Source organism: Bacillus sp. FSL W8-1202 (assembly GCF_038006165.1).
Lineage (GTDB): Bacteria > Bacillota > Bacilli > Bacillales > Bacillaceae > Bacillus > Bacillus subtilis.
Map to the genome: position 1 here is coordinate 2460079 of NZ_JBBOUR010000001.1, position 14563 is coordinate 2474641.

The window sequence follows — 14563 nt, forward strand, 5'->3', positions numbered from 1 at the left end:
TGGATTTGCTCATGCAAATATAGGAACTACAGGCATACAGTATTTGGATAAAAAAGCCCACACAAAAATTCAATTTAACCGCAAAAGAAAAGATAGTCACAATGCATTTGATACAAAAAATAGTAGATTCGTTGCTCCTAATGATGGAATGTTTTTAGTAGGAGTGGGGCTGTATATGATAAATACACCGGCTTACATCAATTTTCATCTGAAACTCTATCTAAATGGATCATTGTATAAACCAATTGACCATTTGAGGGGGGACTTTAATGATAAGGAAAGTGAAATGAACCTTGACTTAAATGGTACTGTAACCGTTCCTATGAACAAAGGTGATTATATAGAAATCTATTGCTATTGCAATTATAGCGGTGATGATAGAAGAGGTGTATCCGATTATAACGAGGCATACAACTATATAGACATTCAAGAACTTGGAGGGCTTAACTATCCTACAGTATAAGTATAGGAGGAAAAACGATGATCGCAGAAGCAATCATGTATAAATACCCCAATGCAGATCCAACAAAAGATTTTATCGTTCAGAATGATGGGGAAGGGTCTTATATAGCTGAATGGAACCTGCGCGCCCCAATCCCAACACAAAAAGAACTCGAAACCTGGTGGGAAGAGCTGCAAAAAAACCCGCCGTACGAGCCGCCTGATCAGGTGGAGCTTCTCGCTCAAGAATTGTCACAAGAAAAGCTGGCACGCAAGCAGCTTGAAGAGCTGAACAAAACTTTGGGAAGCGAGCTGGCGGATATAAAGCTATCATTACTTTCCTTGAAAGGAGATCTTGCCGAATGAATTATTGGGTGCTAGCCCTTTATTATGAGTGGGCGACAGCAGATATGGTAAAACAAGCATTAGCATATAAAGACTGTTCAATTGAGGATCTGGCAGAGGGTGTGAACAAAAAGCTGATCACAGCTGACCAGTATAAAGAAATTACCGGTAAAGCCATGTAAGGCTTTTTTATTTTGCCTGTTTTTAGATCAAAGGAGGATGAAGATGGTGAAGTATCAATATGAATTTCCTCTCGATAAGGCTGGAAAAGCCGGCGCTGTAAAGCCCTATCGAGGAGGGAAAAATGATTTTGTGACACCTGTTTCGAATTTGTCAGGCGTAGCGGAGATTTTAACAAATGCTGCTTTAAAGGCTACTGAGGCATACAGTCAGCTCGGGCAGGACAGGCTTGGCGCAGTTCTGATTTCGAAAGTGAAGGGCTGGGCGTATGCAGATCGTGAAGGTACGCTCTTTATAGAAGAAAGTGACAATAACAATGTTTGGACAACGACAGCAGCAGTTAATGTCGCAGCAGGTGTCCTGACAGCGACGGACTGGGTATATCTTTCTAAACGCTATTACCGTTTCCGCTATGTGAACGGGAATCTTCAGCAATCTGAGTTTGTATTATACCAATCAGTCGGTGCGGGTGAGATGGATGTGCGTGTCAATGGAAAAATGCCTTTACAGATTGACTTTGCGGAGAATCAAACACACGATGGACGGCTGAAAGTCGAGGCTCGCAAAACATTTGACTTTGTCTTTCATGAAAATGCAGAGTCCGCCGGCGAGGGGGCTGCTTTACCTGTTGACGGTGCCGCGCATTTACTCGTTGAAGTCTACGGCACAGCAGAAATGAGCGAAGTCAAATTTTGGGGCAAATCGGTGTCAGGACAGAAACTGCCGATCAGAGGCGTGAAAACTGATGATGTTACCACTGCCTCCAGTACATTAGGAAAAGCTGAGGCATGGGCCTTTGATATTAAAGGGTTTAAGGAGATCATCATGGAGATTATCAGTATCACCGGCGGTACTCTTTCGGTAAAAGGGACCGCGGTTTCATAACAGTCTCGGCCCTCGGAAGGGAGGTGATCTGCATGTGAAGGAGGAGTGAATAATGCAGCAAGAGGCAGATGTGAATGTGTTTCAGCAGGACTTAGCAGACATAAAAGGCGAGCACAAAGCACTTGAGCAGAGGGTTTCCGCATTAGAACGCGTGTCTGACCGGCAAGACCAGCAAATCATGACGCTGAACGAAAAATTAAACAAAATTGAAGAAAACACCACGTGGATTAAACGCACCATCACAGGTGCCATCATTACGGCAGTGTCTACAGGCATCATTGGCGGAGCCATCGCCATTATGTACAGCCTGCTGCAGCATTAAAGGGGGATTTTCATGAACACGTTTGACAAGGGCACGGTCATCAGGACGGTGCTTCTTTTAATTGCTTTAATCAACCAGACCATGCTGATGCTCGGCAAATCACCATTGGACATTCAGGAGGAGCAGGTCAATCAGCTCGCTGACGCTCTTTATTCAGCCGGTTCCATCACATTTACAATTGGAACGACACTTGCCGCTTGGTTTAAAAACAACTATGTAACAGAAAAAGGGAAAAAACAGCGCGACTTGTTAAGGGACAATAATCTGACGAAATAAGGAGAGATGAAAATGGTTAACATTATTCAAGACTTTATTCCGGTTGGCGCAAATAACCGTCCAGGCTACGCAATGACGCCGCTTTACATTACGGTGCACAATACAGCGAATACCGCAGTAGGAGCAGATGCTGCAGCGCATGCCCGCTATTTGAAAAATCCTGATACGACGACAAGCTGGCATTTTACAGTTGATGATACAGAAATTTATCAGCATCTGCCTTTAAATGAAAACGGCTGGCATGCGGGAGACGGAAATGGCAGCGGCAACCGGGCTTCTATTGGAATTGAAATTTGCGAAAATGCCGATGGCGATTTTGCAAAAGCAACAGCAAATGCCCAGTGGCTCATCAAAACATTAATGGCTGAACATAATATCAGTCTCGCCAATGTCGTCCCTCATAAGTATTGGTCAGGGAAGGAATGTCCGCGAAAATTGTTAGATACGTGGGATTCGTTCAAAGCAGGAATTGGGGGAGGCGGCAGCCAAACTTACGTCGTGAAACAGGGCGACACACTTACATCTATAGCGAGAGCATTTGGTGTTACGGTTGCTCAGCTGCAAGAGTGGAACAATATCGAAGACCCGAATCTTATTCGCGTTGGTCAAGTATTAATTGTAAGTGCTCCATCGGCTGCTGAAAAACCCGAGCTCTATCCGCTCCCTGATGGTATCATTCAATTGACAACACCTTATACATCAGGAGAACACGTCTTTCAGGTGCAACGAGCACTTGCGGCTCTGTATTTTTACCCTGATAAAGGCGCTGTTAACAACGGAATTGACGGCGTTTACGGACCGAAAACAGCTGACGCAGTTGCCCGTTTTCAGTCTGTTAACGGTCTAACTGCTGACGGTATCTACGGGCCTGCGACGAAAGAGAAGATCGCAGCGCAATTAAGCTGATCAAAGACCATAAAAATCCCGGAGCCGCTCCGGGATTTATTTTTTCTTCTTCAACTTTTTTATAATTCCAGCACTGCGCTCCCTCACCCGAAGCGAGTACCCGGAAAGCCCAAACCTTCCGTAATCAACAAACTTCACACGCCTCACCAATTTTTTCACTGTATCACCTGACATTATCCTCTGTTTGTATTTATTATATGTCACCCTTTAAGAAAAGGAATAAGGACAAGAGCTGTTTTCCCTTGTCCTTTTAGTGTGATCATGCTTTTTTTCGTTTATACTCGTCAATCAGCCGTTCGTTTTCTTTGAAGATTCTTGCTGTATGCGGACTGACTTGATAGCTTGCGACACTGGTGGTTGAACGTTTTTTCAGGATTTTAAACGGCTTCGCCGCTCTGGGCTCGCATCTGTTTTGAAACGCACGTTCCATTATCCTTCACCTTCCTCCTCAATTGGCAGCACCAAATCATATATGCTCGTTAATGACGTAAATAGCAAATAATCAAATTCCGTGACAATGCTGTCAGACGTCAGCTTGATGACATAGTTCTGTGTCTCGATGGTAAAAGGGATGAGAACCACTTTTCCGTATTGGTCGTAATAAACATCCTTTCGATCGAGCCGTGTTTGTACATCTGCCGGATCATCCATATGCTCGGTTAACCGGTCTTTATCAGCCTGTGTCGAATAGTGGCAAAGAGAAGCCGTTAAGTTCATTTTATCAGCATAGGTTTTCAGCAGCTTATCAATACCTTCAGCATAAGCATCTATACTTCCATAATAAACATGGATCGGTTCGTTTTTCAATAGGTATTGGTATGTTTTCAGCCGATTGAGATACATGTGGAGCATTTCGTTGTTTTCTTCAAGAATTTCTCTTGTGTCTGTTTCAAGCTCGCTGCCGGCCAGTTTTTTGACATATGCACTTAAGAAGATAAAAGCATCAATCAAAGCAAAACTGACTGCGACAATGAGATACCGTTCCCAGTGGGTAAATAGGGAAGTGGGCTCATATGTCCAGTATACCATAGCGCCCAGAACAAACAGCAAATACCAAGTTTTCCGAATGGCGGACATTTTTTCTTTGACCTTCGCTTCGAAACGCCACGTGGCATACACGTATAACCCCAGTCCGGCCACGATGCACCAGACCATGATCTGAAAGAATAAAACCATATTCGAATCCCTCACATCTGAAATAGGTTCTGCTTATTGTATTCGAGAGATCCGGATGGTTTTCCTGTTCCATCAAAAAAACCGCTCCTTTGACAGAAGCGGTGTGACATTAAAATATCATATTTAAAATAAAGTAGGCGATGGCACCAAGTGTCGCTGAAATCGGAAGCGTGATGACCCATGTAATGAGCATTCGCTTGGCCGTACCCCAGTTTACGCCTTTTACGCGGTGGGACGCACCGACGCCAAGAATTGATGAAGAAATGACGTGGGTTGTACTGACCGGCAAATGAATAAACGTGGCGCCGAAAATAATGGCTGCTCCGGTTAAGTCAGCGGAAACACCGTTTACCGGACGGATTTTCATGATCTTTCCGCCAACGGTTTTGATGATTTTCCAGCCGCCGATTGATGTTCCGAGACCCATGGCTGTCGCGCAGGCGAATTGCACCCAGGTAGGAATATCATTAGCAGAAGTATGTAAATTCGCTGTGATGAGAGCCATTGTGATAATTCCCATTGCTTTTTGCGCATCGTTTGTTCCGTGTGTATACGATTGCAGGGCAGCTGTTACAATCTGCACTCTGCGGAATTGCTTATTCGTTTTCGCCAAGTTGCTGTCTTTGAAAATCAGCTTAACGATGCTATAAAGAATAAAACCAAGGACAAAGGCAATAATTGGTGATAGAATCAGTGCTTCAATGATTTTAATGAAGCCCTTATAGTTTAACGCTGCAAATCCGGCTGCCGCAATGGCTGCACCGGCAATAGCGCCGATGATGGCATGGGATGAGCTGCTTGGGATACCGTAGTACCATGTGATAAGGTTCCAGGCAATTGCAGCGAGTAGCGCAGCCAAAATGACAACAGAGCCATTTTCCAGCGTATAAGGATCTACGATGTCTTTCGTAATGGTTTTGGCAACACCTGTAAACGTCATTGCTCCGACAAAGTTCATCACAGCAGCCAATATAATGGCATGGCGTGGTTTTAACGCTTTTGTTGATACCGAAGTCGCAATTGCGTTTGCCGTATCATGAAACCCGTTGATGAAATCAAACGCCAGAGCACAAATGACTATTAGTATCGTTAATATTAATAGAATATCCATTTTTACCCCTCGTTACGCGTTTTTCATAATGATGGTTTCAAGATTATTGGCAACACTTTGACAAGAGTCGGCGATTTCTTCAAGCGTTTCGTATATTTCACGATATTGAATGACTTTGATTGGATCTGTTTCATTTCCGAAAAGATTCTTTAATGATTTTCTGTGCAAGTTGTCACAACTGTGCTCATACTCTTTAATTTTGATTGCGTGAGGCTGAATATCCTTTAAGCGATTTTCTGCCAGCAGCTCGATCGTAATCAAAATCTCTTTCGCACATTCTCTGATATATCCGCTGAATTTATCAATATGCTCGTCTGATGAAGTAATTGAGAAAATCTCCATCATGGCAGAGAAATGTTCGATTCCGTCAAGCACATCATCCAAGCTGTTTGTCAGCTGAAGGATATCTTCGCGCTCAATAGGAGTGATGAACGCTTTGTTAAGCTCTTTAATCATGACATGAACATGATTGTCACCTTTTGTTTCATATTCCTTTAACGTATCTGCAAATTCTTTAAGAGTCGTTTGGTTAGTGACCTTAAAATTCACAAAATATTCTGCAGTTTCGTCTATGTTCTTTGCAATTTCTGTTAAAAGGAGTGAGAACTTATCTTTTTTTCTTCTTATCATTAAAAACCCTCCATAGTTTGAATGAACAATGCACACATCAAATTATTATATAGCCTTTTGTCGAAAAAAAACAGGTAAAGTCGAAAAAAACGTATCTTGACTTTTTTGATAAATCGTGTCTCCTTATTTTGACCTACTTCGCTTTAAAAAAACGACCCAAGTTTGCAAAAACTTTCTGCTTAACGTAAAAAGTATATCAAAAGTTGTGTTTTTCCTGTCAACTTTTATCTTCTGTTTCACCAAAAAACGGTTCCCTAAACAAGGGAACCGTTTTATCAGCTTGCTTTTCGTTTTTTCATCCCGTAATAAACAGGCAGTCCGGCAAGGCCGATGAGGATGGATAATCCGCAGCTCATTGTATCTGTAATGAGTGTGCTGCCTAGCACAAAGAAGGAGCCCGCGATTGCCAGAATTGGCATAAATGGATAAAGCGGAACACTGTAGGCGCGCTTTTCTCCCTTTGCTCGCTTGCGGAGAATAAACACTGCAAAAAAGGCCATCACATAAAAAATGTAGATCATGAAAATGGAGATTTCTGAGAGCTTATTAGGGTTGCTGATCAGCATCATAATCAAAGCTAAAGCAATTTGAAAAGAAATCGCAATCCATGGTGTGCGGAACGACGGGTGTACATGTGACAGTTTTTCAGCAAATGGAAGCTGTTTGCGTTCCGCCATTGCAAATGAAACACGCGGGAAAGAAAGCACCTTTCCATTTAAGCACCCAAAGATGCTGACGATAATCCCTACACTGATCAGCTTTCCGCCAATTGAACCGAACAGCATGGTTGCAGCGGTGCTTGTCGCATTTTCACCAAGCGTGACAATTTCGTTCGCTGACAGGATGTGAAGCAATGCAAAATTAATGAAAATATAGATCGCCGTTACAATTAATAATCCGCCCGTCATAGCGCGTGGCAGCAGCTTTTCGGGATTTTTCATTTCTCCGCCGAGAGCGGCAAGGAGAATCCATCCGTCATAAGCAAACAACGTAGCTAAAATAGCCGCCCCGAAGTTCATATCAGAAATGCTTTCGTTTACTGCTGTGAAGATGTGCTGATCGCCTTTCCAAAGGCCAAAGATGATGATGCAGGCAATCGGAATCAGTTTTCCGATCGTTGTCAGCGTTTGGACAAAACCGCCGTATTTTGTACCGATAATATTAATGACGCATAAAAAGAGAACTGCTATAATTCCAATGACTTTTGATAGTCCAGATCCCCAGCCGAAAAGATTCGCCATTAAAGATCCAAAATATAAACCCAGCGCGCCAATAATCGCCGGGCCGTAAATGATAATCTGCACCCAGCCGCACAAAAATCCCCAAAACTCGCCGTACACTTCTTCAAGGTACGTATAAAGCCCGCCGGTTTTTGGAATCTGCGTTCCGATTTCCGCGATTGTCAAACCGCCCGCCAGTGTTAAAATACCGCCTAACAGCCAGGCGAAAAGCGCCATTTTTGAATCACCTGAATAAGCAAGCACAGCGCCGGGCTTCATAAAAACACCAGAACCGATAATGGTTCCGATGACAAGAGTAAGGGCAAACAAGAGGCCTATCTCTTTTTTCAAACCGTTGTCTTCAGTATGCATGTCCTTAACCTCCTATGATGTTGAAGCTTCATGTTGAAGAATCTATTTTTTCATATTGTAAACCCTATTTTAGAAAAGTGAAATAAAATAAATTTTCTGATTTTCGAAATTTGCTTTGTGTACAGCAAATAAAACTGTAAAAACGCCTGTTTTAACAATCTATAAACGAATAAACTTCATGATTTTTATTTGCAAAGTTCGTGTTTTCTGTATTAGGATTTTAGCCGGTACGGAGGGGAGGTGAGAATTCAGAAAATGAACGAACCTTCGGTGAAGCTGATATGTTGACTTTCTCATGCGAATAAAATACCTTGTTATTAGAACAATAAATATACAATTATGATATGATATCTCGAAATCGAGATAAAATAACCTGGAGGGACACATATGAAAGTTAACGGCATTCACCACGTATCGGCATTAACGGCCGACGCACAAAAAAACTTGGATTTCTATAAGAAAGTATTAGGATTAAAACTCGTGAAAAAATCCGTCAATCAGGATGAACCGACAATGTACCATCTGTTCTACGGAGATGAAGTGGCAAACCCGGGAACTGAGCTGACGTTTTTCGAGATTCCCCGCATTGCACCGTTTCATGCGGGAACAAACAGTATTTCTTCTATTGGATTGCGCGTTCCAGGCACAGAAGCCCTGCATTACTGGAAAGAACGTTTTGAAGAGCAGCAAGTAACGCACAGCGGCATCTCCAAAAGAGCCGGACGTGACATATTGGCATTTCAAGATCATGAGGGGCAGCGACTTGTGCTGACTGCTGATGAGGAAGGAAAAGGATATGGCCTGCCTGTTAAACAGAGCGGCATTCCGGAAGAATTTTCGTTTCGCGGGTTAGGGCCGGTTGAACTGACTGTGCCATATGCTGAACCAACCTTACACGTATTGACGAATATTCTTGGATTTACAGAAATCAGCCGTGAACCAGTCGAAGGGCAAGGAACCGCCGTTATTCTGGAATCAGGAGAAGGCGGTGCTGCAACGGAAATCCATTTAATAGAAAGAAACGATCTTCCGCGCGAGCGTCAAGGCAAAGGAAGTGTTCACCACGTTGCATTTCGGGTAAGAGATGAAGAAGAACTTGCCGGGTGGCACCGGATCATCAGCCGCGAAGGCTTTAGCAATTCAGGCATAGTTGAGCGCTACTATTTCAAGGCGCTGTATTTCAGAGAACCGAACGGCATTTTGTTCGAGTTATCAACAGACGGACCGGGCTTTATGGTAGATGAAAATCTTGATGAGCTTGGCCAAACGATTGCTCTTCCGCCATATCTAGAGCATCGAAGAGCAGAAATTGAAGCGAAATTGAAACCGATCCAATAAATTGTGATTCATTTGCCTTCCGGCGCCGCCGGAGGGCTTTTTTTATTACCATAATTAATTTTGACCTAAACAGCATGCCTTATTAGGGAGGAAATATCAGATGCTGATTGGGAGAAATGGCTTAAAACCCTTTGCAAATATGGGTGATTGGTATGGAATGGCCTCGGCAAAAATATTGTCTTTGTTTATTAATAGTTTATTCATATTTGCTTGTTACACTATTCCCAAGTTAGACAAAAAGGAGTGAAAAATAAGTGGAAAAGAAAAAACGCGAGCTGGATATTTTCCTCATCCTCATTTTGCTCGCATCTGCATTCTTAAATATCTATAACATCTGGAATGATGATACGGTGAATCCTTATTACACCGCTGCAGTCACAAGTATGATGCAAAGCTTTCATAATTTTTTCTATGCCTCATTCGACGCGGCGGGGTTTATAACGGTTGATAAACCGCCCATTACGTTCCAGATACAAACCATCAGCGCACTTATATTCGGTATGCACGGCTGGAGCGTCATCCTGCCTCAGGCACTTGCTGGTGTAGGTTCTGTCCTTTTAATGTATCTGTTAATAAAACCGACATTCGGTAAGACAGCAGCAAGAATTGCCTCTTTCATCATGGCATGTACGCCGATAGCTGTAGCTGTAGCACGTACAAACAATGTTGATGCATTACTGGTATTTTTCTTATTGCTTGCTACATGGCTTCTCTTTAAAGCGATCAGAAAAGGAAAGCTGATCTGGCTGTTAGCAGCATTTTTCGTTGTTGGAGTAGGTTTTAATACAAAAATGCTGCAGGCTTACATGATTTTACCGGCTTTCTTATTGTTCTATCTGATTGCGGCAAACGCCACAATCAAGAAAAAAATCGTTTCATTGGTAAGTGCGTTAGCCGTATTAGCAGCCGTTTCGTTATCGTGGCCGCTCATTGTTGACAATATCCCTGCAAGCAAGCGGCCTTATATCGGAAGCAGCCAAACCAACTCTGTTTTGGAATTGGCTTTCGGCTATAACGGAATCCAGCGGCTGACAGGCCAAAATTCAGGCGGCGGCCAGGGTGCGCCAAACAAAGACGCTTCAAAAGAAATGTCTTCTTCTGATAACACTCAAGCACCGCCTAATCAGTCATCAAGCAACAGCTCATCAAGCGATGGTAAATCCTCAAATGGCAATATGGCGGCGCCTCCATCCAATGGCCAAATGCCAAGCGGCGGTCAAGGAGGCCCTCCAAGCGGCGGAGATGGCGGCCAAGGCGGACCCGGCGGAGACGGAGGGAAAGGCGGTACAGGAACCGGTTCGAAAATGCAATCAGGTTCAGGGATGTTTGGAACGGGAACACCTGGTCCACTGCGGCTTTTCCAACAAGAGTTATCTGATCAAATCAGCTGGCTTCTGCCATTTGCGATATTTGGAATCGCAGGCTTACTGATCGCTGGCGCAAGAGAAAGAAGAAGATTATCTGTAGAGCAGAAGGAAACGGTGTTCTGGGTTGCGTGGCTTGTACCGATTGCCGGATTCTTCAGTGTCGCAGAATTTTTCCATCATTATTATCTCATCATGCTGGCACCGCCGATTGCGGCTCTTGTCGGTGCGGGGTGGGTCGCTCTTGTTCATCTGTACCGCAATCAGACAGGCTGGAAAGCATGGCTTTTGCCGGGAGCAATTATTGCGACAACTGGATTTGAATTGTTTATTCTCAGAAACTACAACGATCAAATCGGTGCAGGCTGGAGCATCGGTGTAGGTATTATCGGCGCATTGTCAGCGATTGCTTTGCTGCTGTTTAAACAGCGCCAAAAACCGTTCAGTTATTATGTTTCACTTGCAGCTCTCCTCGCATTGCTGGTGATGCCAGTTTATTGGGCAAGTACGCCACTTCTGTACGGAGGCAACAGCTCACTGCCTGAAACAGGCCCTCAGCTCGCATCAATGGGCGGAAAAGGCATGGGAATGTCTGATGCGACTGTAAATGAAAAACTGATCAAATATCTAGAGGAGAATAACTCCGGAGCTGAATACCTATTTGCCACAACCGATTCGAACACAGCGGCACCATATATCATTAAAACGAAAAAAGCTGTCATGGCTATTGGCGGATACAGCGGTTCTGACCCGGCGATCACACTGACTCAATTCAAAAAACTTGTAAAAGAAGGAAAAGTGAAATACTTCTTGGCTTCTGGAATGGGAAGAGGCGGAAACAATGACATTGTTGAATGGGTTGAGAAAAATGGAAAAGAAGTAGCATCAGAAAAATGGCAATCAAGTTCTGATCAAAAAACAGAAAATACTGATTCGGCTGATACATCAAGCAGCAAGGCTTCAGGTGAAAACGGCAAAATGGGCGGACCTGGCGGAATGAATCAGTCAGCAACATTATACGAACTACATGCTGATAAATAGGAGGCAAAAACATGAGCAGACATATTCAATATTCAATTGTTGTACCTGTGTATAATGAAGAGCTTGTCATTCATGAAACCTATCAGCGCTTAAAAGAGGTCATGGATCAAACGAAGGAAAACTACGAGCTGCTTTTTGTCAACGATGGCAGTAAAGACCGCAGTATTGAGATTTTAAGAGAGCACAGCCTGATCGATCCGAGAGTGAAAATTATTGATTTTTCAAGGAATTTTGGACACCAGATCGCCATTACGGCGGGTATGGATTATGCACAGGGGAATGCAATCGTCGTCATTGACGCCGATTTGCAGGACCCTCCTGAACTGATTTTAGATATGATTGAAAAGTGGAAGGAAGGCTATGAGGTCGTGTACGCCGTGCGGACTAAACGAAAAGGGGAAACCTTTTTCAAAAAACAAACCGCGGCTATGTTTTACCGGCTTCTCAGCGGTATGACAGATATTGATATCCCGATTGATACGGGGGATTTTCGTCTCATGGACAGAAAAGTCTGTGATGAAATGAAGAGATTAAAAGAAAAAAATCCATTTGTCAGAGGGCTAGTCAGCTGGGTGGGCTTTAAACAGACAGCGGTCGAGTATGTACGTGATGAAAGGCTTGCCGGAGAAACAAAGTACCCGCTCAAGAAAATGCTGAAGCTGTCAATGGACGGCATCACGACATTTTCACATAAACCGCTGAAGCTGGCAAGCTATGCGGGGATTTTAATGTCAGGTGCTGGATTTCTGTATATGTTTATCGTGCTGTATCTGAAGCTATTCACAGACAGCACGATTACCGGCTGGTCATCACTTATTGTGATCCAGCTCCTGTTCAGCGGCATTGTCCTTCTGATTTTGGGCGTGATCGGCGAATATATCGGCAGAATCTACGATGAAGCCAAAGACAGGCCGCTTTACATCGTCCAAAAATCGTATGGAATTGAAAATAAAAGACTCTATAGAGACCAGCATATGTCATAACCTCAAACCCCCTGTCCGTAATGGACAGGGGGTTTTTATGCTCTGAGCCCGATCTAAAGCAAAAGATGCTGATAGATATATGGAAATTGGGTAAAGAAGAGATTGTGAGCTTGTACTGCGGTTCAGTCATGCCGAAATAAAAACAGCAAAACTTAAAGATTTCGTCATCGGCTTTGCTGCATGTCAGCTGTTATATTGGGGGGCTTTTAAGAAACGCATGATTAGAGCCGTACCAGTTATGTTTAATAGAATACTGGTACCCAATACAATTCCCCACGTCAACGTCGATTCAGAGAGAAGAAAGCTCAGCAAAAGAAAAGCCAATCCTGCGCAGATCATACTCAGTCCCACGGTTTTCATGTTCATGCCTCCTAGCAAACGATGTTTCTAGCATCTGATGTGAATGATGTCAATCTGTATGATATACGGATATCTCGTCAGAAAGTTTCATAGAGCAATTAGGTCTTTTATCTAATAAAAAGCCTCAGACCGCTTTTACGGCCTGAGGCATTATGTCTTACGAAGTTTTCTCTTCTTTTTGATCCAGTTTAATTTTTTTCGTCATTTCTTTGCCGTTTCGGAGAATTTTCACTTCAACGGTATCACCGATCTTTGCGTCTTTATATAAGATATTGCGCAATTCACTGCCTGTATCAATTTCTTTACCTTTTAGGCCGATGATAATATCCTCCGCTTTTAATCCGGCCTTTTCAGCAGGAGAGCCTGAAGCGACCTCACGGATGTAAACACCTTTATTCAGCTGGCTGCCGAACAGGCCGAGTGTGCCTTCTTGGTAATTTTGCGGCACTTGTTCTAGATCAAGCATGCTGACACCGATATATGGACGTTCAATTTGTCCTTTAGACAGTAATTCTTCAGCAATCGGTTTTACGTCATTGCTTGGAATGGCAAATCCGATACCCTCAACATCATCTTCACTGATTTTCATACTGTTAATGCCGACGATTTTGCCGTCTGTATTTAACAAAGGACCGCCGCTGTTACCTGGATTAATTGCTGCGTCTGTCTGAATGACGTTAATGCTCGTTTCGCCGGCTGATGTAGACATTGAAACCGTTCTGTCCACGCCGCTTACAATTCCTTGTGTTACTGTGCGGGACAGGTCTTTTCCAAGCGGATCCCCAATCGCAATAACGGTCTCGCCTGTTCTGAGATCAGATGAATCACCGAAGTTTGCCACTTTTGTGACGTGGTCATCACTGATTTGGAGGACGGCTAAATCAGTTAACGAGTCACTGCCTACCAGCTTTGCAGTAACCTCAGTGCCGTCATATAAAGATACCTTCAGTGATGATGCCCCTTCTACGACGTGGTTATTTGTAATGATATAAGCCTTGCCATTCTCTTTTTTGAAAATGACACCTGACCCTGAACCGCTTTCTGTATCTTCGCTGGAATCAGAAGAACTAGAGCCGAACAAAGAGCTGTTTGATTGTGCCTGAAGATTTGTAATACCGACAATCGCTGGTGAAAGGTCTTCTACCATATCTGAGATTTTAGAAGAGTCCTCGCTCTTGAATGCAGATGAGCTGCTTGAGCTTTTTTTAGATTCAGAGGAGGTGCTTGTTGCTGTAACAGATTGCGTTTGCTGCTGGCTGGATGATTGTTTTGCAGTGTCCTGAGAATCATGGTCACCAAGCGGTGTAAACGTGTAAATGCCAAGAGCAAGACTGCCGCCGATCACTCCGCCAAGCAACGGTCTGAACCATCCGAATCCTCGTTTTTTCTTCTCCTGATCATGAATGACATTGCGGGCCGAGTAGGAGGCGCTCTGATCGTTCTCTTTCGTTAAAAAGACCTCATTCTCATTACCTTTCGTTCTGTTTTCATCACGATAGTTATCCATCATGTTCACTCCGTTTCTCTATTTTCACATGTCTATTTATATTGATAGGTTTATGACTTGAGTTTATCATAAACAAAAACTGTGGGATAAAAATGAAAAGATTATG

General features: G+C 43.4%; 18 protein-coding genes. 10 read left to right on the forward strand and 8 right to left on the reverse strand.

Features of this window, described 5'->3' with window-relative positions; genetic code table 11:
* Nucleotides 1-480 precede the first annotated feature (480 nt).
* From NSQ09_RS12835 to NSQ09_RS12860, 6 genes are read left to right on the forward strand one after another with little or no spacing between them, the layout of a single operon-like run.
* Complete coding sequence (locus tag NSQ09_RS12835) at nucleotides 481-807, forward strand: XkdW family protein (protein ID WP_124059766.1); 327 nt, start codon at nucleotides 481-483, stop codon at nucleotides 805-807.
* Nucleotides 804-968, forward strand: a complete 165-nt coding sequence (locus NSQ09_RS12840) for an XkdX family protein (protein ID WP_014479563.1) — start codon at nucleotides 804-806, stop codon at nucleotides 966-968. Before NSQ09_RS12835 ends, NSQ09_RS12840 begins: the two co-directional genes overlap by 4 nt.
* A gap of 43 nt (nucleotides 969-1011) precedes the next feature.
* Nucleotides 1012-1851 carry a phage-like element PBSX protein XepA gene (xepA, locus tag NSQ09_RS12845; protein ID WP_129137606.1) on the forward strand — a complete coding sequence of 280 codons (840 nt, stop codon included), beginning with the start codon at nucleotides 1012-1014 and terminating at the stop codon, nucleotides 1849-1851.
* 52 nt (nucleotides 1852-1903) lie between these two features.
* Nucleotides 1904-2173: a hemolysin XhlA family protein gene (locus tag NSQ09_RS12850; protein ID WP_015252265.1), complete on the forward strand. Its 270-nt coding sequence runs from the start codon at nucleotides 1904-1906 to the stop codon at nucleotides 2171-2173.
* Nucleotides 2174-2185: 12 nt separating this feature from the next.
* Nucleotides 2186-2449, forward strand: coding sequence for a phage holin (locus NSQ09_RS12855; protein ID WP_088325695.1), 264 nt, complete (start codon nucleotides 2186-2188; stop codon nucleotides 2447-2449).
* Between the two features lie 12 nt (nucleotides 2450-2461).
* On the forward strand, nucleotides 2462-3355 hold the full coding sequence (locus NSQ09_RS12860; protein ID WP_003245230.1) for an N-acetylmuramoyl-L-alanine amidase: 894 nt from the start codon (nucleotides 2462-2464) through the stop codon (nucleotides 3353-3355).
* A 36-nt stretch (nucleotides 3356-3391) separates the two neighbouring features.
* Here the strand turns inward: NSQ09_RS12860 and spoIISC are convergent, their stop codons facing one another.
* The 6 genes from spoIISC to steT all read right to left on the reverse strand — a co-directional run bounded on the left by spoIISC (nucleotide 3392) and on the right by steT (nucleotide 7864).
* Nucleotides 3392-3529 (reverse strand): three component toxin-antitoxin-antitoxin system antitoxin SpoIISC, encoded by a 138-nt coding sequence (spoIISC, locus tag NSQ09_RS12865; RefSeq protein WP_003232648.1) that lies wholly within the window; start codon nucleotides 3527-3529, stop codon nucleotides 3392-3394.
* Nucleotides 3530-3614: 85 nt separating this feature from the next.
* On the reverse strand, nucleotides 3615-3785 hold the full coding sequence (gene spoIISB / locus NSQ09_RS12870; RefSeq protein WP_003232646.1) for a three component toxin-antitoxin-antitoxin system antitoxin SpoIISB: 171 nt from the start codon (nucleotides 3783-3785) through the stop codon (nucleotides 3615-3617).
* Nucleotides 3785-4531 carry a toxin-antitoxin-antitoxin system toxin SpoIISA gene (gene spoIISA / locus NSQ09_RS12875; RefSeq protein WP_003244695.1) on the reverse strand — a complete coding sequence of 249 codons (747 nt, stop codon included), beginning with the start codon at nucleotides 4529-4531 and terminating at the stop codon, nucleotides 3785-3787. The genes spoIISB and spoIISA overlap by 1 nt, the downstream gene beginning before the upstream one ends.
* A gap of 109 nt (nucleotides 4532-4640) precedes the next feature.
* Entirely contained in the window at nucleotides 4641-5642 is a 1002-nt protein-coding gene (locus NSQ09_RS12880; protein WP_003232642.1) for an inorganic phosphate transporter, read from the reverse strand.
* Between the two features lie 12 nt (nucleotides 5643-5654).
* On the reverse strand, nucleotides 5655-6272 hold the full coding sequence (locus NSQ09_RS12885; RefSeq protein WP_003218470.1) for a DUF47 domain-containing protein: 618 nt from the start codon (nucleotides 6270-6272) through the stop codon (nucleotides 5655-5657).
* A 275-nt stretch (nucleotides 6273-6547) separates the two neighbouring features.
* Nucleotides 6548-7864 carry a serine/threonine exchanger gene (steT, locus tag NSQ09_RS12890; RefSeq protein WP_341031617.1) on the reverse strand — a complete coding sequence of 439 codons (1317 nt, stop codon included), beginning with the start codon at nucleotides 7862-7864 and terminating at the stop codon, nucleotides 6548-6550.
* A 387-nt stretch (nucleotides 7865-8251) separates the two neighbouring features.
* On the opposite strand from steT, the gene NSQ09_RS12895 reads away from it, so the two are divergent.
* The 4 genes from NSQ09_RS12895 to NSQ09_RS12910 all read left to right on the forward strand — a co-directional run bounded on the left by NSQ09_RS12895 (nucleotide 8252) and on the right by NSQ09_RS12910 (nucleotide 12590).
* The gene (locus NSQ09_RS12895; RefSeq protein WP_003245086.1) at nucleotides 8252-9202 is read left to right on the forward strand and encodes a ring-cleaving dioxygenase; all 951 of its coding nucleotides are present in this window, start codon (nucleotides 8252-8254) and stop codon (nucleotides 9200-9202) included.
* A gap of 100 nt (nucleotides 9203-9302) precedes the next feature.
* Nucleotides 9303-9449: a hypothetical protein gene (locus NSQ09_RS12900; RefSeq protein ID WP_122894618.1), complete on the forward strand. Its 147-nt coding sequence runs from the start codon at nucleotides 9303-9305 to the stop codon at nucleotides 9447-9449.
* A 7-nt stretch (nucleotides 9450-9456) separates the two neighbouring features.
* The gene (locus tag NSQ09_RS12905; protein ID WP_341031619.1) at nucleotides 9457-11607 is read left to right on the forward strand and encodes a glycosyltransferase family 39 protein; all 2151 of its coding nucleotides are present in this window, start codon (nucleotides 9457-9459) and stop codon (nucleotides 11605-11607) included.
* Nucleotides 11608-11618: 11 nt separating this feature from the next.
* Complete coding sequence (locus tag NSQ09_RS12910) at nucleotides 11619-12590, forward strand: glycosyltransferase family 2 protein (protein ID WP_015715747.1); 972 nt, start codon at nucleotides 11619-11621, stop codon at nucleotides 12588-12590.
* Between the two features lie 183 nt (nucleotides 12591-12773).
* Here NSQ09_RS12910 and NSQ09_RS12915 read toward each other — a convergent pair whose 3' ends face one another.
* Nucleotides 12774-12950 carry a hypothetical protein gene (locus NSQ09_RS12915; RefSeq protein WP_032680700.1) on the reverse strand — a complete coding sequence of 59 codons (177 nt, stop codon included), beginning with the start codon at nucleotides 12948-12950 and terminating at the stop codon, nucleotides 12774-12776.
* A gap of 157 nt (nucleotides 12951-13107) precedes the next feature.
* Nucleotides 13108-14457, reverse strand: coding sequence for a serine protease HtrA (gene htrA / locus NSQ09_RS12920; RefSeq protein ID WP_009967069.1), 1350 nt, complete (start codon nucleotides 14455-14457; stop codon nucleotides 13108-13110).
* Nucleotides 14458-14563: the final 106 nt, after the last annotated feature.